The organism is Microbacterium sp. MEC084 (genome assembly GCF_004514465.2).
Classification (GTDB): Bacteria; Actinomycetota; Actinomycetes; order Actinomycetales; family Microbacteriaceae; genus Microbacterium.
Genome location: NZ_MYFP02000005.1, coordinates 112,698 through 130,537, shown reverse-complemented (window position 1 = coordinate 130,537; position 17,840 = coordinate 112,698). Strand labels below are relative to the sequence as shown.

The 17,840-nt window shown below is 71.6% G+C and carries 17 protein-coding genes; 13 read left to right on the top strand and 4 right to left on the bottom strand.

Translation table 11 applies throughout. The features are described from left to right. Nucleotides 1-9 precede the first annotated feature (9 nt). Nucleotides 10-1,107, top strand: a complete 1,098-nt coding sequence (gene ftsE / locus B5M43_RS07300) for a cell division ATP-binding protein FtsE (protein ID WP_055991655.1) — start codon at nt 10-12, stop codon at nt 1,105-1,107. Further along, nucleotides 1,104-2,015, top strand: coding sequence for a permease-like cell division protein FtsX (ftsX, locus tag B5M43_RS07295; protein ID WP_055991658.1), 912 nt, complete (start codon nt 1,104-1,106; stop codon nt 2,013-2,015). Before ftsE ends, ftsX begins: the two co-directional genes overlap by 4 nt. Here the strand turns inward: ftsX and B5M43_RS07290 are convergent. After that, nucleotides 2,012-2,890: a PhzF family phenazine biosynthesis protein gene (locus B5M43_RS07290; RefSeq protein ID WP_134745656.1), complete on the bottom strand. Its 879-nt coding sequence runs from the start codon at nt 2,888-2,890 to the stop codon at nt 2,012-2,014. The genes ftsX and B5M43_RS07290 overlap by 4 nt on opposite strands. A 93-nt stretch (nt 2,891-2,983) precedes the next feature. Between B5M43_RS07290 and smpB the strand changes: the two genes are divergently transcribed. The 5 genes from smpB to B5M43_RS07265 all read left to right on the top strand — a co-directional run bounded on the left by smpB (nt 2,984) and on the right by B5M43_RS07265 (nt 5,970). Further along, nucleotides 2,984-3,460: an SsrA-binding protein SmpB gene (smpB, locus tag B5M43_RS07285; protein WP_055991664.1), complete on the top strand. Its 477-nt coding sequence runs from the start codon at nt 2,984-2,986 to the stop codon at nt 3,458-3,460. A 66-nt stretch (nt 3,461-3,526) separates the two neighbouring features. Further along, the gene (locus B5M43_RS07280; RefSeq protein ID WP_134745657.1) at nt 3,527-4,006 is read left to right on the top strand and encodes a prepilin peptidase; all 480 of its coding nucleotides are present in this window, start codon (nt 3,527-3,529) and stop codon (nt 4,004-4,006) included. Nucleotides 4,007-4,060: 54 nt separating this feature from the next. Continuing rightward, nucleotides 4,061-5,095 (top strand): YihY/virulence factor BrkB family protein, encoded by a 1,035-nt coding sequence (locus tag B5M43_RS07275; protein ID WP_134745658.1) that lies wholly within the window; start codon nt 4,061-4,063, stop codon nt 5,093-5,095. Between the two features lie 9 nt (nt 5,096-5,104). Beyond that, nucleotides 5,105-5,335, top strand: a complete 231-nt coding sequence (locus B5M43_RS07270; protein ID WP_134745659.1) for a response regulator — start codon at nt 5,105-5,107, stop codon at nt 5,333-5,335. Then, complete coding sequence (locus B5M43_RS07265; protein ID WP_134745660.1) at nt 5,332-5,970, top strand: CYTH domain-containing protein; 639 nt, start codon at nt 5,332-5,334, stop codon at nt 5,968-5,970. The genes B5M43_RS07270 and B5M43_RS07265 overlap by 4 nt, the downstream gene beginning before the upstream one ends. 145 nt (nt 5,971-6,115) lie before the next feature. Here B5M43_RS07265 and lpdA read toward each other — a convergent pair whose 3' ends face one another. Beyond that, the gene (lpdA, locus tag B5M43_RS07260; protein WP_134745661.1) at nt 6,116-7,513 is read right to left on the bottom strand and encodes a dihydrolipoyl dehydrogenase; all 1,398 of its coding nucleotides are present in this window, start codon (nt 7,511-7,513) and stop codon (nt 6,116-6,118) included. Between the two features lie 9 nt (nt 7,514-7,522). Beyond that, nucleotides 7,523-8,215: a copper resistance protein CopC gene (locus B5M43_RS07255; RefSeq protein ID WP_134745662.1), complete on the bottom strand. Its 693-nt coding sequence runs from the start codon at nt 8,213-8,215 to the stop codon at nt 7,523-7,525. 154 nt (nt 8,216-8,369) lie between these two features. Between B5M43_RS07255 and B5M43_RS07250 the strand changes: the two genes are divergently transcribed. The 3 genes from B5M43_RS07250 (at nt 8,370) to B5M43_RS07240 (ending at nt 10,232) form a co-directional block, all read left to right on the top strand. Beyond that, complete coding sequence (locus B5M43_RS07250) at nt 8,370-8,852, top strand: FHA domain-containing protein (RefSeq protein ID WP_055991994.1); 483 nt, start codon at nt 8,370-8,372, stop codon at nt 8,850-8,852. After that, a complete protein-coding gene (locus B5M43_RS07245; RefSeq protein WP_055991685.1) occupies nt 8,852-9,553 on the top strand; it encodes a MerR family transcriptional regulator in 702 nt (233 codons plus the stop codon). The genes B5M43_RS07250 and B5M43_RS07245 overlap by 1 nt, the downstream gene beginning before the upstream one ends. A 139-nt stretch (nt 9,554-9,692) precedes the next feature. Next, nucleotides 9,693-10,232, top strand: a complete 540-nt coding sequence (locus B5M43_RS07240; RefSeq protein ID WP_055991689.1) for a MerR family transcriptional regulator — start codon at nt 9,693-9,695, stop codon at nt 10,230-10,232. 436 nt (nt 10,233-10,668) lie between these two features. On the opposite strand, the gene B5M43_RS07235 is transcribed toward B5M43_RS07240, so the two are convergent. Further along, the gene (locus B5M43_RS07235; protein ID WP_055991692.1) at nt 10,669-11,478 is read right to left on the bottom strand and encodes a ParA family protein; all 810 of its coding nucleotides are present in this window, start codon (nt 11,476-11,478) and stop codon (nt 10,669-10,671) included. 149 nt (nt 11,479-11,627) lie between these two features. Between B5M43_RS07235 and B5M43_RS07230 the strand changes: the two genes are divergently transcribed. The 3 genes from B5M43_RS07230 to B5M43_RS07220 all read left to right on the top strand — a co-directional run bounded on the left by B5M43_RS07230 (nt 11,628) and on the right by B5M43_RS07220 (nt 17,691). Beyond that, nucleotides 11,628-15,035: a pyruvate carboxylase gene (locus B5M43_RS07230; RefSeq protein ID WP_134745663.1), complete on the top strand. Its 3,408-nt coding sequence runs from the start codon at nt 11,628-11,630 to the stop codon at nt 15,033-15,035. 89 nt (nt 15,036-15,124) lie between these two features. Beyond that, a complete protein-coding gene (locus B5M43_RS07225; protein WP_230667765.1) occupies nt 15,125-17,203 on the top strand; it encodes an AAA family ATPase in 2,079 nt (692 codons plus the stop codon). After that, on the top strand, nt 17,200-17,691 hold the full coding sequence (locus B5M43_RS07220; RefSeq protein ID WP_134745664.1) for a peptide deformylase: 492 nt from the start codon (nt 17,200-17,202) through the stop codon (nt 17,689-17,691). The genes B5M43_RS07225 and B5M43_RS07220 overlap by 4 nt, the downstream gene beginning before the upstream one ends. Nucleotides 17,692-17,840: the final 149 nt, after the last annotated feature.

Here is a 17,840-nt window from a genome sequence, read left to right as displayed (position 1 = left end):
CGGTACGCCATGATCCGGTTCGAACACGTCACCAAGCGATACCGGGGGACCGCCAGGCCGGCCCTCGACGATGTCGACTTCGAGGTCCAGCGCGGGGAGTTCGTCTTCCTGGTGGGCGCCTCGGGATCCGGCAAATCCTCCTGCCTGCGGCTCATCCTGCGTGAGGACCTCCCGAGCGAGGGCCGCGTGGTGGTGCTGGGGCGGGACACCAAGACCCTGTCCAACCGGCGCACGCCGTACTTCCGGCGCCACATCGGCTCGGTGTTCCAGGACTTCCGGCTGCTGCCGTCCAAGACCGTCTTCCAGAACGTGGCGTTCACGCTCCAGGTGATCGGATCGTCGCGCGCGTTCATCAAGCAGGCGGTGCCGGAGGCTCTCGAGCTGGTCGGCCTCGCCGACAAGGCGAAGCGCTTCCCGCACGAGCTCTCGGGTGGCGAGCAGCAGCGCGTCGCGATCGCGCGCGCCCTGGTGAACCGCCCGCAGGTCCTGCTCGCCGACGAGCCCACGGGAAACCTCGACCCAGGGACGTCGGTCGACATCATGATGCTGCTCGAGCGGATCAATGCGTCGGGCACGACCATCCTGTGCGCCACGCACGAGGCCACCTTCGTCGACCAGATGCAGCGCCGCGTGATCGAGCTGAAGGACGGCGCCCTGGTCCGCGACGAGCGTCACGGCGGCTACGGCGACCGGTCCGGCATCAAGAAGCTCGAGCCTCAGGTCGAGCGCGGCGCGGCCGCGGTCGCGGCGCTGACCGCGGTGCTCGAGCTCCAGCGCGAGGTCGCGGGCGACCCGACGGGCGCCGTCCCGGTCGCGCCGGCGGAGCCCGAGGCGCCCATGACCGATGCCGTCGCCGAGGCGCGCGAGGAGATGTTCGCCGACCTGCTCACGGAGGAGCCGCCCGCGGACGAGGCCCCGGCCGCGCCGCCGGTCGCCGCACCCGCCGAGGCGGCAGAGGAGCCGGCCGAGACGCCGCAGGAGCCGGAGGCGCCGGCGCCGCGCACGGGCATCGTCCCGATCCCGGACATCGACGTGGAGGAGCTCGGCATGGCCGACCGCCTCGGCCTGCGGCCGAGCGACGACGACGAGGTGGGACCGACGACATGAGGCTGGGACTGATCCTCTCCGAGGTGCTCACCGGCCTGCGGCGCAACGCGTCGATGGTCGTGTCGGTCGTCCTCGTGACCTTCGTGTCGCTCACGTTCGTGGGCGCGGCGATCCTGATGCAGGCGCAGATCGGCACGATGCGCGACTACTTCCAGGATCGGGCGCAGGTCGACGTGTACATGTGCTCGGCGATCTCGACCACCGAGACCTGCACCGGCGGCGTCGCGAGCGAGGAGCAGATCGCGGCCGTCCAGGCCGAGCTGGAGGGACAGACGCTGTCGCCGCTCATCCAGGAGTTCACGTACCAGAACCCCGAGGAGGCGTACCAGTCCCTGCTCGAGAACCTGGGCGAGGACTACGCCAACCTGCTGACGCCCGAGCAGACCAGCGCCGTGTTCCACATCAACCTGCTGGATCCGACGCGCTCCGATGTCATCGTCGAGGCGTTCACGGGCGTGGAGGGCGTCGAGCAGATCTCGGATCAGCTCGAGTACCTCGAGCCGCTCTTCGCCGCCCTCACCATCGCCACCTACATCGCGGTCGGCATCGCGGCCCTGATGCTGATCTCGGCCGTGCTGCTGATCGCCACGACAATCCGTCTGTCGGCCTACGCCCGCCGCCGCGAGGTGGGCATCATGCGCCTCGTCGGGGCCTCCAACCGGTTCATCCAGACGCCGTTCGTGCTCGAGGGCGTCGTCGCCGCGCTGATCGGCTCGCTGCTCGCGAGCGGCGCCGTGCTGGCGGGAGTGAAGTTCGGCGTCGAGGGATACCTGACCTCGCGCATGGGCACGATCCCGTGGGTCGGCATGGGCGACGCGATGCTGGTGGTGCCGGTGGTCATCCTGATCGGCGTGGTGCTGGCCGCCCTCTCGGCGGGCTTCGCGATCCGCCGCTGGCTGCGCGCCTAGGAGCCGACGGAGATCGGCGCGGCCGATCCTCGGACGGTGATCCCGCCCGAAGTCGGGATGTCGACCGTCAGCACACTCGGCCGTCCGACGTGGGCGCCCTGGTCGATCGTGACTGTGGCGGGCGGCTCCACGCCGCCGATCGCGCGCAGGTAGGCGCCGGTCGAGGCCGCCGCGGATCCGGTGGCTGGGTCCTCCCGGATGTCGCCGACCGGGAAGAGGTTCCGCGCGGTCAGGCGCTCCGCGCTCTGGCGCCACAGCACGGTGACGGTCCCGGCCCAGCCCTCGCGGTCCATGAGACTCCGGACCGCCGCAGGATCGAACCGGAACCCGTCGAATCGGGCGCGGTCGGCGAGCACGAGGACCGGATGCCGGTTGCCCGCGAACGCGACGCGCGGCGGCAGCGCCGGGTCGAGGTCGCGGGTCTCGAGCCCCAGCAGACCGAGCAGCTCGGCGAGCACATCCGGCTCGAGCGGCTCGACCGTCGGCTCGACGCTCGTGAAGGCCGCTTCGACAGCGCCGGCGGTCGCGCTCGTCGCGATCTCCACCGGCCCGACCGGCGTGTCGAACAGCAGCGGCCCTTCGCCCCACCGGCCCGCGAGCGACACCGCGGTCGCGATCGTCGCATGGCCGCAGAACGGCACCTCGGCGCCGGGGGAGAAGTACCGGATCCGCGCGCGGCGCCCCGCGGCGTCGGCGTGCGTCACGAACGCGGTCTCGGAGTATCCCACCTCCGCCGCGATGCGCAGCATCCCGGCGTCGTCCAGGCCCGCCGCGTCCAGCACGACGCCCGCCGGGTTGCCGCCGCCCTCGACCGCCGCGAACGCGGCCCAGCGCTGGACATCGACATCCGCGTCGTGGTGCTCGAAGCCGGTCACGCCCCGAGCGTACGACGCCCCGGTCCAGGCGGGGGATAGGATGTAAGGCTGTGCCCGGATCGGCCGGGCAGGCGGCACCGGGGAGGTGAGCACATGGCGAAGGAACAGGGCGAGAAGATCGTCGCGACCAACCGTCGCGCGCGCCACGAGTACACGATCGAGAAGACGTACGAGGCGGGACTCGTGCTCACCGGCACCGAGGTGAAGTCGCTCCGCCAGGGGCGCGCGAACCTCAGCGACGGCTACGCATACATCAACGGCGGCGAGGCCTTCCTCGATGCGGTGCACATCCCCGAGTACTCGCAAGGCAGCTGGACGAACCACTCGTCCAAGCGCATCCGCAAGCTGCTGCTGAACAAGGACGAGATCATCAAGCTCAGCCACGCCGTGTCGGCGGGCGGGTACACGCTTGTGCCCTTGAAGCTCTACTTCCTGAACGGCCGCGCGAAGGTCGAGATCGGCGTCGCGAAGGGCAAGAAGGAGTACGACAAGCGCCAGACGCTGCGCGAGCGCCAGGACAAGCGCGAGGCGGAGCGCGCGATGCGCACCCGCAACCGCATGGGCGAGTAGCGGTTATCCACAGGGCGCGCCCGTCGCGCCCGCGCGGTCCCTAGCCTCGTCTCAAGGAGGGACCGGATGGCCGCAGCCGATGCATCGCAGGCGCTGACCGCCTCCGCGCACGTCGCGTTCCTGGCCGTGAGCCTGATGCTCATCCGGATCGACGTGTTCGAGCATCGGCTGCCGGATGTCATCGTGCTTCCCACGACCGCGGGACTGGCCGCGCTGCTGGCGCTCGCTGCAGCGCTCGACGGCGACCTCGCGCCCGCGGGGCGCGCGGCGGCGGGCGGCCTGGTGCTGCTCGGGCTGTACGTCGCGCTGCGGGCCGCGGCGCCGGGCGGGCTCGGCGGCGGCGACGTCAAGCTCGCCGCGGCCGTGGGCGTGTTCCTCGGCTGGCACGGCTGGCTGCCGCTCGCGGTCGGCGCAGCGGCGGGATTCGTGCTCGGCGCGGTCGCCGCGCTGGCCGTCCTCGCCACCGGGCGCGCGAGCCGCGATACGCACATCGCGTTCGGGCCGTGGATGCTGATCGGGGCATGGACCGGCCCGCTGGTCGCCTGACGCGGCGGTGTCAACCGCCTGCGGGGCGCCCGGGGCGTCGGTAGGGTCGACGGCATGGCGGGGATCATGGAACGGCTGAAGCTGCTGATCGCATGGGCGCTCGCCCGCAAGCCGGTCCGGGCGTTCCTGCTCTATTCCGAGGGGAAGGGCGCGCTGCTCGCGGCGGCGGTCACATACCGCGCGCTGTTCTCGATCTTCGCGGGGGCCCTGCTGGGCTTCTCGATCGCGGCCATCTGGCTCGCGGGTCGCCCCGACCTGTGGCAGGCGCTGATCTCCGCCGTCGACAACGTCATCCCGGGCCTGATCGGCGAGGAGGGGCTGATCGACCCCGACGACCTTCTCGAGCCCGCGAGCTTCACCCTGACGGGCATCATCGCGCTGGTCGGCCTCCTCGTGGCCGCGATCGGCGCCGTCGGCGCGCTGCGCGAGGCGATCCGGATGCTGGCCGGGACCAGCCGCAGCGAGGTTCCCGGCGTCATCCTGATGCTGCGGGACCTGCTGTTCGCGGTCGTGTTCGGCGCGCTGCTGGTGGCTGCGGCACTCACGACGTTCCTCGGCTCCGCTTTCGTGTCGCTCGTGCTCGACTGGCTGGGCCTCGGGCAGTCCGGGCTCGCCGAAGGGATGACCCGCGCGGTCGCGGCGCTGGTGACGCTCGCGCTGGACACGGTGCTCGTCGCGCTGATGTTCTGGATGCTCTCGGGCGTGCGGGCGTCGCCGCGCGCCGTGTGGAGCGGCGCCCTGATCGGCGGTGCGGGCCTGCTGGTTCTCCAGCAGCTGTCCGGCCTCTTCGTCGGCGGCGCGACGTCCAATCCGCTGCTCGGAGCGTTCGCGTCGCTCATCGCGCTGCTGCTGTGGGTCAACCTGTCCGCGCAGGTGCTGCTGATCGCGTCGGCGTACATCCTTGTCGGCGTCGATGAGCAGCGCGACCGCGTGGGGGAGCGGTTCGCCGCGACCACGTTCGCGCAGCGGCGGGTGCGGCGCGCCGAGCGCTCGGTGCAGGCCGCGGTCGGCGAGCTGGAGGCGGCGCGCGCGGCGGAGCGCACGGAGCACGAGCAGGATCTCCGACGTCTGCGGGAGCACCGGGACTAGGGTGAGGGCATGGCCATCGCACGACTGCACGGCGGACCCCTCGACGGTCAGGTCCTGCCCCTCGAATCGCCCGAGCTCGACCAGCTGATCCTGCCGTACTCGGAGGGGCAGGTGGTCTACAAGCGCGCCGGCGAGCCGGCGCACACGGGAGACGGCGACGGCCCCACCGAGATCCCGTTCCGCTTCGGCGAGGAGGAGCAGGAGATCACCCCCGGCGACGACCACCACCCGGGCGCGTGAGCGTCGACCGCTCCGAGGAGTCCGGGCCGTCGCGCTCGGTCGAGGTCGAGCGCAAGTTCGACGTCGACGCCGGCACGCCCGTGCCGGACTGGACCGCGGTGCCCGGCGTCGCGTCCGTGACCGAGGGCGAGCCGCGCCACCTCGACGCCCTCTACCTCGACACCGACGACCTCGCCCTCGCGTGTGCCGGCGTCGCGCTGCGTCGCCGGACGGGCGGCCCCGACGAGGGGTGGCACCTGAAGGGACCCCTCGTGGACGGCGGGCGCACGGAGCTGCAGTGGCCCCTCGGCGATGGCGACACGCTGCCCGCAGCGGTCGCGACCGAGGTGGCCGAGTACACCCCCTCGCCGCTGTATCCGCTCGCGCGCATCGTGAACGACCGCACCGCGTACCAGCTCCTGGACGCGGACGGCGGCGTGCTGGCGGAGTTCGTGGACGACGCGGTGCGCACGATCGACCTGCGCACGGGCGAGAACCGCGCCTGGCACGAGTGGGAGGTCGAGCTCGGCCCCGCCGCGCCCGCCGAGCGGGCCGCGCGCGAGGCGTTCTTCGCGGCCGTGACCGAGGTCGCCTTCGCCGCGGGGGCGCGCACGGCCACCTCGGCGTCCAAGCTCGCCCGCGCCCTCGGCCACTGACGCAGCGCCCGCACCACACGAAGACGGCCCCCGGATGATCCGGGGGCCGTCGGTCGTGAACGGGCTGGTGAGGTTTCGGCTCGCTTCGCTCGCTCAACCTGACTCGCCGCGCATCAACGCGCTTCGCGCATTGATCCGCGTCGACTCACATGTTGATGAAGTGACCCAGGAGGCCGTGGAAGCCCTCCTGCAGCGTCTCCGACAGGGTCGGGTGCGTGTGGACGTTGCGGGCCGCCTCCAGCGCCGTGAGGTCCCACTTCTGCGCGAGCGTGAGCTCGGGCAGCAGCTCCGACACATCCGGGCCGATGAGGTGGGCGCCGATGAGCTCGAGGTGCTCGGCGTCGGCGATCAGCTTCACGAAGCCGACCGGCTCGCCCAGGCCGTTGGCCTTGCCGTTGGCGCTGAACGGGAACTTGGCGACCTTGATCTCGCGACCCTCGGCGCGCGCCTGCTCCTCGGTGAGGCCGAAGCTCGCGACCTGCGGCGAGCAGAACGTCGCGCGCGGCATCATCCGGTAGTCGCCCAGCGGCATGGTCTCGGCCTTGCCGATCGTCTCGGCGGCGACCACGGCCTGCGCCTCGGCCACGTGGGCGAGCTGCAGCTTGGCGGTGACGTCGCCGATCGCGTAGATGCCCTCGACGTTGGTGCGCATGAAGTCGTCGATCTCGATCGCGCCGCGATCGGTGAGCTTCACACCCGTGTTCTCGAGGCCGAAGCCCTCGATGTTCGGCGCGAAGCCGACCGACATGAGGACCTTGCCCGCGGTGATCTCGCCGGGCTGGCCGTCGCGGGTCTCGTACGTGACGTGCACCGACGAGCCGTTGTCGGTGACGGTCTTGACCGCGGTCGACGTGAGGATGTCGATGCCGTACTTCTTGTACTGCTTCTGGATCTCCTTCGAGACCTCGGCGTCCTCGTTGGGGAGGGCGCGGTCGAGGAACTCGATGATGGTGACCTTGACGCCGTAGTTCGACAGCACGTAGGCGAACTCCATGCCGATGGCGCCGGCGCCGACGATGACGATCGACTCGGGCAGCTCGCGCGTGAGGATCTGCTCCTCGTAGGTCACGACGTTGTCGCTCAGCTGCACGCCCGGCAGCAGGCGCACCTTCGAGCCGGTCGCGATGATCACGTTGTCGAACGTGATCTCCTCGGTCGTCCCGTCCGACTTGGCGACCGAGATGGCCTTCGGGCCCGTGAACGTGCCGCGGCCCTCGTACTCGGTGACCTTGTTCTTCTTCATCAGGAAGTGGATGCCCTTGACGTGCGTCTCCGCCACCTTGCGGCTGCGGTCGAACGCCGCGCCGAAGTCGAAGTGCACGTCACCCGAGATGCCGAACAGGTCGGCCTTGTGGGTGAAGGTGTGGGCGATCTCCGCGTTCTTCAGCAGCGCCTTCGACGGGATGCACCCGACGTTGAGGCAGACGCCGCCCCAGTACTTCTCTTCGATGATCGCGACATTGAGTCCGAGCTGCGCGCTGCGCACGGCCGCGACGTAACCGCCGGGACCCGCGCCGAGGATGACGACGTCGTAATGAGCCATGGCTTCAGCCTATCGCCCGGAGGGGGTGCCCGAGCCGCCGTCGCCGGCCCCCGGACCGCCGGGATCGCGCCGCGTGCGGGAGAAGAGCAGAGCGATCAGCGCGCCGCCGATCGCGGCCGCGCTCGCGCCGAGCAGGATCCACGGCAGGACGTCGCCGAAGCCGCGGTCCTCGTCGGCGGGGACGGGCGTCTCCTCCTGCTCGAGGTCGGTCGGAGCGGGGGTCGTGACGGGCTTCTTGGAGGGCTGGGCCGTCTCGCCCTCGCCGTCCGCCGGCGGCACGGCGGCCGGGTCGCTCGGCTCGGTCGCCGATGCGCTCTCGACCGTGAACGTGAAGGTGCCGTCCGGTACGTGTCCGTCGACGCCTGCTGCTCGCCAGTTCACCGTGTACAGGCCGGGCTCGGCGGGCTCGGACACCTCCTGCCGGATGATCGCCCCCTCGACCACCGCGTCACCTTCGGAGAGGATCGTGCCGGAAGGAGCGACGACATCGATCTGGGCCGTGCCCTCCTGCATGGCCTCCGAGAACTCGAGGCTCACCACGTCGGGCAGCTCCGCGATCGTCGACCCATCGGCAGGATTCGTGGCGATGAGCCCACCGTGCGCGGCCGCGGGGGACGCGAAGGAGAGGGAGCTGAGAAGAGCGACCGCGATCGCAGTCGCGGTGCAGGAGAGACGACGGACGTGATGCGATGCGGAGGGCATGCCGTCACGGTACCCGCGTCATCCTGAGCGCCGGCTCGCGAGAGACATCCGGGAGACTTGGGAGATCTGGTCATTCGAACGGGCCCTGTCGATCCGTTAGGCTGATCCGAAAGGAGGGGATGACGTGTCATTCAACGAGGACGCCGGCTCGCCGATCCATCGCGACAGCGACAGCTCGCGGTACGGCTACGACGGCTCGGGCGACTCCACGCAGACGTTCGGGCACGACTCCGACCTGTCCTTCGTGCCTTTCCACGGGGAGCTGAACGCCACGGAGCGCGACGCGATCGCGGCGCTGCCCTCGGGCTCGGCCCTGCTGCTGGTGCGCTCGGGCCCCACGGCGGGCGCGCGCTACCTGCTCGACACGGACGTCACGACGGCGGGCCGCCACCCCGAGGCCGACATCTTCCTCGACGACGTCACGGTGTCGCGCCGTCACGCCGAGATCACGCGCCACCGCACGTCGTTCGAGATCGTCGACCAGCGTTCGCTGAACGGCACCTACGTCAACGGCGAGCGCGTCGACCGTGCGGAGCTGCGCAACGGCGCCGAGGTGCGCATCGGCAAGTTCCGCCTCAACTTCTTCGCCTCGCCCCTGGACCTCGTCGGCGAGGACGGAACGGGGCAGGGCGCCTGATGGCGGCTGCCGCCGCCCGCGAGCCGGCTTCCGCACGGAAGGCGCCCGCGGGCCTTCTGAGCATCGGCCAGGTGCTGGCCAAGCTGACGCCCGAGTTCCCCGCCCTCACCTCCAGCAAGCTGCGCTTCCTCGAGGTGCAGGGCATTGTCACGCCGCAGCGCACCGCCTCGGGCTACCGCAAGTTCTCGCCCGCGGACCTCGACCGGCTGCGGCTCGCGCTCACCCTGCAGCGCGACCACTACCTGCCGCTGATGGTGATCCGCGAGTACCTGGACGACGTGGACGCGGGACGCTCGCCGGCCACGCCGCAGGTGCCGCCGCCGTCGATCCACCCCGCGGTGCGCCGGCACACCCGCCAGGAGCTGCTCTCGGCGGCCGGGGCGTCGCCGCAGCTGCTCAACGACGCGGTCAGCACCGGGCTGCTGAAGGCCGCCGACAGCTACGACGACCAGGCGCTCGCGCTGCTGCGCGCGCTGGTGGCGCTCGACCGCCACGGCATCGAGCCGCGGCACGTGCGCGGCATGCGCCAGAGCGCGGAGCGCGAGGTGGCGCTGGTCGAGTCGGCCCTGTCGGCGCTGCTGCGGCGCACCGACGCGGCCTCGCGCGCCAAGGCCAGCGAGCTCGCGCCGGAGCTCGCCGCGCGCCTCGACGAGGTGCGCTCGCTGCTCGTCAAGGGCGCGCTGGCCCGCCTGCTGGGCTAGCGGCGAGCGGTTGAAGCTCAGGTTGAAGGTCACCCTTGTGTAACGGCCGCGCGACACGCCCCCGGCATCGCACGGATGTCATTGCCGGTGCCCCGGGCCTCCCATACCGTGGAACTGTCATCGAAACGAGGAGGACCTGATGAGCGCTGACGATCACCCGGATCGCGGCATGACCGATCTCCTCTTCACGGACGGCCTTCCCGACCTCGACCCCGAGCAGGGCTACCGCGGCGCGGTCGCCGCCCGCGCCGCCGGCATCACCTACCGCCAGCTCGACTACTGGGCGCGCACGGAGCTCGTCGAGCCCACGGTGCGCAACGCCACCGGCTCGGGCTCGCAGCGCCTCTACGGCTTCCGCGACATCCTGGTCCTCAAGCTCGTCAAGCGCCTGCTCGACACGGGCATCTCCCTCCAGCAGATCCGCACCGCGGTCGAGCAGCTCCGCGCCGCCGGCATCCGCGACCTCGCGGGAACCACGCTGATGAGCGACGGCGCCTCGGTCTACCTGTGCACGTCGAACGACGAGGTCATCGACCTCGTCAGCCGCGGCCAGGGCGTGTTCGGCATCGCGGTCGGCAAGGTGCTGCATGAGGTCGAGGCCACGCTCGTCGACTTCGAGGCCACGACCCCCGACCCGGTCGACGAGCTCGCCGCGCGCCGCGCGAAGCGAACGGCTTGATTTCCAGGAGCGTCCCGTACGCTCGCGCCGACGCTCCGCGCCGGACACTCGCGAGCGAGAACGTCGCTGACGCTCCGTTCGGCAGCGCTTCGCGCTGCGATTGGCCGCTCCGCGGCACGCTCGCTTCGCTCGCACGCCTTTAGATGTCCGGGGTTGCTGTCGGTCGTTGAGCGGAGCGAAGCGAGTCGAGGTCGGCGCCACCCCTGTGGTCGTTGAGCGACGAGCGCTAGCGAGGAGTCGAAACGGGTCGAAGCGACCCGGCCGGCCGGGTTGGTTCGGCCACGTTCTGACTCCGGCTCGTTCCTCGCCTCGGCTCGACGACCACGCGATCAGCGAGCATCGTGCGAGCGAAGCGAGCGTGGAGCGGAGCGACGTCCATCCCTCGAGGAGCGGCATCCGCGAAGCGGGGGCCCGACGAGTGGGAGCTTCCTCTGGTTTAAGAAGCGCTGTCCTGGGGGTCCTCGATGCGGCCCGCGCGCATGATGCGGTCGAGGAGCGCGTCGAAGTCGGCGGCCAGCTCTTGGGCGGACTCGCCGGGCCACACGTGCAGGGGCTTCGCGGCGCCCTGCGCCTGCTGCAGCGACGTGCGTTCCGGCAGCTGCGGCTCGAGCACGAGCGGGCCGAACATGTCGCGCAGCTCCTTGATGCGGAACTGGTGCTCGACCGACTGCGGGCGGACCCGGTTCACGACGATGCCGAGCGGCTGCAGGCGGGGGGAGAGGCCGCGGCGGATCTCCTCGATCGCGCGCAGGGCGCGGTCCGCGGCGGCGACCGAGAACAGGCCGGGCTCCGTGACGACCATGACGCGGTCGCTGGCCGCCCACGCCGTGCGCGTGAGCGCGTTGAGCGACGGCGGGCAGTCGATCAGGACGAGGTCGTACTCCGACTCGATCGAGGCGAGGGCCTCCTCGAGCTTCCAGACGTCCGCCACCGTGGGGTGCGGGCCGTCGAAGTTGATGGCCGACGGGCTGCCGAGCATGACGTCGATCGTGCCGTCGTGCACGCGCGTCCAGCCGCTCGACGTGATCGCCTGACGGACGATCTTCTCCTTCGGGCTGGTGAGCACGTCCGAGACGTTCAGGCGTCCCGCGATCTGCACATCCAGGCCGGTCGAGACGTCCGCCTGGGGGTCGAGATCGACCACCAGCGTGCGCAGCGAGCGTGCGAAGGCGGCGGACGCGAGACCGAGAGTCACGGTCGTCTTGCCCACGCCTCCCTTGAGGGAACTGACGCTGAGTACGTGCACAATCCCCAACGTTACAACGCCCTATGCTGAGAACCACGTCTGCGACCCAGGGTCGCGGACCGCGCGGGGACGGCGGACGGCCCTCCCCATCAGATGACTCTTGTCCGCCCCGGCGCATCCCCACCCGCCGGGACAGCAGAAGGGCCCGCATGTTCAGCAAGATCCTCGTGGCGAACCGTGGTGAGATCGCGATCCGGGCTTTCCGGGCCGCCTATGAGCTGGGAGCGCGGACCGTCGCGGTCTACCCGTACGAAGACCGCAACTCCCTGCACCGCCTGAAGGCCGACGAGGCGTACCGGATCGGCGAGGAGGGCCACCCGGTCCGCGCCTACCTGGATGTCGACGAGATCGTGCGCGTCGCCGTCGAGTCGGGTGCCGACGCCATCTACCCCGGATACGGCTTCCTCTCGGAGAACCCCGACCTCGCCGCCAAGGCCGCCGCGGCCGGCATCACGTTCATCGGCCCGTCCTCGACGGTGCTCGAGATGGCCGGCAACAAGGTCACGGCCAAGGAGCACGCCATCAAGGCCGGCGTTCCCGTGCTGCGCTCCACCGAGGCGTCGGACGACGTCGACACGCTCGTGGCGCAGTCGGACGAGATCGGCTTCCCGCTGTTCGCGAAGGCGGTCGCCGGCGGCGGCGGCCGCGGCATGCGCCGCGTCGAGACCAAGGCCGAGCTGGCGCCCGCGCTGGCCGAGGCCATGCGCGAGGCGAACAGCGCGTTCGGCGACCCGCGGATGTTCCTGGAGCAGGCCGTCGTGCGCCCGCGCCACATCGAGGTGCAGATCCTCGCCGACAAGTCGGGCGCCACGGTGCACCTGTTCGAGCGCGACTGCTCGCTGCAGCGCCGCCACCAGAAGGTCATCGAGATCGCCCCGGCGCCGAACCTGGACGACTCCATCCGCGCCGACCTGCACCGCTACGCCGTGGCCTTCGCGAAGTCGATCGGCTACGAGAACGCCGGCACCGTCGAGTTCCTCCTCGAGACCGCGGGCGAGCGCGCCGGCGAGGTCGTCTTCATCGAGATGAACCCGCGCATCCAGGTCGAGCACACCGTGACCGAGGAGGTCACGGACGTCGACCTCGTGCAGTCGCAGATGCGGATCGCCGCGGGCGAGACGCTCGCCGACCTCGGGCTCGAGCAGGAGTCGATCCACCTGCGCGGCGCGGCCCTGCAGTGCCGCATCACGACCGAGGACCCGGCGCAGGGCTTCCGCCCCGACACGGGCAAGATCACGACCTACCGCTCGCCGGGCGGCGCGGGCATCCGCCTCGACGGCGGCACCACGGCCGCCGGCGCGCAGGTGAGCCCGCACTTCGACTCGATGCTCGCCAAGCTCACGTGCCGCGGCCGCGACTTCGGCGCTGCCGTCGCACGCGCCCGTCGCGCCCTGGCCGAGTTCCGCATCCGCGGCGTCGCGACCAACATCCCGTTCCTGCAGGCCGTCCTCGACGACCCGCAGTTCGTGAAGGGCGACGTCTCGACGTCGTTCATCGACGAGCGTCCCGAGCTGCTCGCGGGCCGCGTGTCGAAGGACCGCGGATCGAAGGTCCTGAACTGGCTCGTCGACGTCACCGTCAACAAGCCCAACGGCGAGAACCCGCTCGGCATCGCGCCCGCGGTCAAGCTGCCCGCGATCGACCTGGCGACCCCGGCGCCCGCCGGATCGCGCCAGCGCCTGCAGGAGCTCGGCCCCGAGGGCTTCACCCGCGCGCTGCGCGAGCAGACCGCCCTGGCCGTCACCGAGACGACGTTCCGCGACGCGCACCAGTCGCTCCTCGCGACCCGCGTGCGCACCAGGGACCTCGTGGCGGTCGCGCCCCACGTCGCCCGCCTCACGCCGCAGCTGCTGTCGGTCGAGGCCTGGGGTGGCGCCACGTACGACGTCGCGCTGCGCTTCCTCGCCGAGGACCCGTGGGAGCGCCTCGACAAGCTGCGCGAGGCCCTGCCGAACGTCGCGATCCAGATGCTCCTGCGCGGCCGCAACACGGTCGGCTACACGCCGTACCCGACGGAGGTGACGGACGCGTTCGTGCGCGAGGCGGCGGCGAGCGGCATCGACATCTTCCGCATCTTCGACGCGCTCAACGACGTCTCGCAGATGCGCCCGGCGATCGACGCGGTGCGCGCGACCGGCACCTCGGTCGCGGAGGTCGCGGTCTGCTACACCGGCGACCTGCTGAACCCCGGCGAGACCCTGTACACGCTCGACTACTACCTGCGCCTCGCGGAGCAGATCGTCGACGCCGGCGCGCACATCCTGGCCATCAAGGACATGGCGGGCCTGCTGCGCCCGGCCGCGGCCGCCAAGCTCGTCTCGGCGTTCCGCGAGCGCTTCGACCTGCCCGTCCACGTGCACACGCACGACACCCCGGGCGGCCAGCTCGCCACCCTGCTCGCGGCCAGCGCCGCGGGCGCCGACGCGGTCGACGCGGCGGCCGCCCCCATGGCCGGCACCACGAGCCAGCCGTCGCTATCGGCGCTGGTCGCCGCGCTCGCGCACACCGAGCGCGACACGGGCATCGACCTGCAGGCGGTCTCCGATCTCGAGCCGTACTGGGAGGCCGTGCGCCACCTGTACAAGCCGTTCGAGTCGGGGCTGGCCGGCCCCACGGGCCGCGTGTACAAGCACGAGATCCCCGGCGGCCAGTTGTCGAACCTGCGCCAGCAGGCGATCGCGCTGGGCCTCGCCGACGACTTCGAGCTGATCGAGGACATGTACGCGGCCGCCAACGACATCCTCGGGCGCGTGCCCAAGGTCACGCCCTCGTCGAAGGTCGTGGGTGACCTCGCGCTGCACCTCGCCGCCGTCAAGGCCGACCCCGCCGACTTCGAGCAGAACCCGCACAAGTACGACGTGCCGGACTCCGTCGTGGCGTTCATGGCGGGCGAGCTGGGCGACCTGCCCGGCGGATGGCCCGAGCCCTTCCGCTCGAAGGTGCTCGCGGGCCGCGACATCAAGCCCACCATCACGCCCCTCGAGCCGTCGGACGCCGAGGCGCTGGAGGGCGAGTCGGCTCAGCGCCGCTCGACCCTGAACCGCCTGCTGTTCCCGCAGCCGACCAAGGCGTTCGAGACCGCGCGCGAGACGTACGGCGACCTGTCGGTGCTCGACACCGCGGACTACCTGTATGGGCTCGAGCAGGGCGGCGAGCACGTCGTGGAGATCGAGCGCGGCGTGCAGCTGTTCGTCGGCCTCGAGGCCATCGGCGCGCCGGACGACAAGGGCTTCCGCTCGGTCATGACGACGCTCAACGGCCAGCTGCGCCCGGTCTCCGCGCGCGACCGCAGCATCGAGGTCGAGACGCACGCCGCCGAGAAGGCCGACACGTCCAAGCCCGGCCAGGTCGCCGCGCCGTTCTCCGGCGTCGTCACCCTCAAGGTGTCGGTCGGCGACCGCGTCGAGCCCGGCCAGGCCGTCGCGTCGATCGAGGCGATGAAGATGGAGGCGGCGATCACCACCACGCACGGCGGAATCGTCGAGCGGCTCGCGGTCGGCCCCACCCAGCAGGTCGACGGCGGCGACCTTTTGGTCGTCATCGCCACCGGACAGTAATCTGGGGGGCGCCCGGCCTCGCCCGGGCGCCGGGGCGGGAGGGGCTCGCCCGTGTGGGGACAGCACCCCGTTGGAGTGAAGCCGCAGTGGTGAAGAAGATCACGACCGATCCCGATGACTTCGAGGCGGGCGGCGAGGACCACGGCGTCCTCGCCGCCGCCGGCCTCGACACCACGGCGATCGGCATCCTGAGCCCGCAGACGGCCCAGGTGCGCGTCGTGCTGCCGCAGGTGCTCGAGGAGCCCGACGACGAGGTCGTCGACGACGAGATCGAGCCCGGCGATCTGCGCAGCGGGGGCATCGTGATCGAGCTGCCCGCCGACGAGGTCGACGAGATCGAGGCCGCTGCCGAGGCCGCGGAGACCGCGGGGGACGAGACGACCCTCACGGGCGAGATCATCGAGGAGCCCGGCGACGCCGAGGAGCACGACGCCGCGGAGGACCTCGGTCCGGACGTCGAGCACGAGGTGATCGACGTGGTCGTCGTGTCGGATGCCGCGGATGCCGCAGATGAGCCCGAGGACGGCGTCGATCGGACCGAGGACGCCGAGCCCGGCGCGTCCGGATCCGAGCAGTCCGAGTCGGAGGAGTCCGAGTCCGAGGAGTCCGACGCCGAGGAGCTCGAGGCCGAGGCCTCGGGCTTCGACGAGCCGGAGTCCGAAGAGCCCGAGAACGGGGCCCAGGACGAGCTCGAGGAGAGCGAGCCCGAAGACGCCGAGGGGATCGAGGCGGCCGCAGACGCCGACGAGATCCCGGAGGAGCCGGACGCCGTCGCGGCCCAGGTCGACGCCTGGCGTGCCGCCGCGGCCGCGCTCGCGGCCGAGCACGCCGCCGCGCACGCGGTGCCCGATCCCGCCGAGGCCGAGGGCTCCGACGACGACGAATCCCCGGAAGAGGGAGAGGACGCGTTCGCGCACCTGTTCGACGACGAGGACGAGCCCGACGACGCGGACGAGGCGGAGGACTCGGACCACGCGGAGAACGCGCACGGCGCGGAGGACGCGGACGACGTGACCCCCGAGGCGCCGCTCGCCGAGGATCCCGCGCCGGCGACGCCCGCGCAGCGCCCCCAGACGTTCGCCCGGCTGTGGGCGGAGGAGACGGCCGCAGCGCGCGCCGCGTCCACGAGCCTCGAGCCGGCGCCCCTCACGAAGACGCAGACGACAGGAGCACTCGAGATGACCGCGCGACGCCTGGAGGATCTCGGCAGGAACGCGGATCGCGAGTCCAGCGATCTGCTCACGCCCGACCGCGTGCTCAACCCGCAGCGCGCGCCGAAGGCGGCGCCGGAGGGCGTGTGGAGCGAGCTCGTGTACGGCCTCACCGGCGGCCGCGTGAACCTCGGCGACAGCCGCAAGGCGCGTGCGCGCAAGGCGCTGGAGGCGCGTGTCGCGGCCCCGCTGGCCGGGGAGACGCGGTTCGTGCCGGTGCTCAGCCGCAAGGGCGGAGTCGGCAAGACCACCGTCACGACGCTGCTCGGGATGGCGCTCGCCGACGGCCGCGATGACCGCGTGATCGCGATCGACGCGAACCCCGACCGCGGCACGCTCGCCGACCGCATCGGCAAGCGCGTCGACAAGACCGTGCGCGACCTGGTCCACACGGCCGGCGACATCCGCGGCTTCAGCGACATGTCCCGGTTCGTCGCGCGCGACGAGACGCGCCTGGACGTGCTCGCGTCGGACACCGACCCGCGCATCTCGCAGGCCTTCGGCGAGGAGGACTACCGCACGGTCGCGGACGTGGCCGAGCACTTCTACTCGCTCGTGCTGACCGACACCGGGACCGGCATCATCCACTCGGTGATGAGCGCGACGCTGAAGCACGCCGACCAGCTGGTGATCGTGACCGGCCTGAGCCTCGACGAGGTGCGCCTGGCGTCCGAGACCCTGACGTGGCTCGAGTCGAACGGCTACGAGGACCTCGCGCGCAACAGCATCGTGGTGCTCAACCAGCAGTCCGCCGGCGCGCCGATGGTGCGCCTGAGCGAGCTCGAGGTGCACTTCGGCAGCCGGGTGCGCACGGTCGTCCACCTGCCCTACGACCCGGCCCTCGCCACGGGCAGCGCGATCGTGTACCGCGAGCTGCAGCCGCAGACCCGTCAGGCCGCGCGCGAGCTCGCCGCCCGCGTGATCGACGGCCTGCGCGCCGAGGGCCGCACGGCGTGACCGCGCGCGAGATCCGCCTGTACGGCGACCCCGTGCTGCGCACGCCGTGCGCCGAGATCGAGACGATCGACGAGGGCGTGCGCGCGCTCGTGCAGGACCTGCTGGACTCGGTGGCGCTGCCCGGCCGCGCCGGCGTCGCGGCACCCCAGATCGGCGTCGCCCTGCGCGCCTTCAGCTACAACATCGACGGCGACATCGGCTACATCCTGAACCCGCGCCTGGTCGAGGTCCGCGGCGAGCCGGAGCCCACGGGGGAGGGGTGCCTGTCGGTGCCCGGCCTGTGGCACGACGCGCTGCGCCATCCCTACGCGCGCGCCGAGGGCATCGACCTGGACGGCCGCCCCGTCGTGCTCGAGGGCGAGGGGCTGATGGCCCAGATGCTCCAGCACGAGACCGACCACCTCGACGGCGTCGTCTACCTGCAGCGCCTCACCAAGGAGGAGCGCGCCAAGGCCATGAGGGCCGTCCGCGAGTCCGGCTGGTTTTGATTTTCTCTGCTCGGTGATCCCCTGCTCAGTTCGGGAGGGGGATCACCTGTTCCCCTGTGCGAGCGAAGCGAGCGTGGAGCGAAGCGACTGCCGACCACCTCGAGAACGCGATCTTCCCGCCCGGGATGGAGCGCCAGCGACAGCCCGCG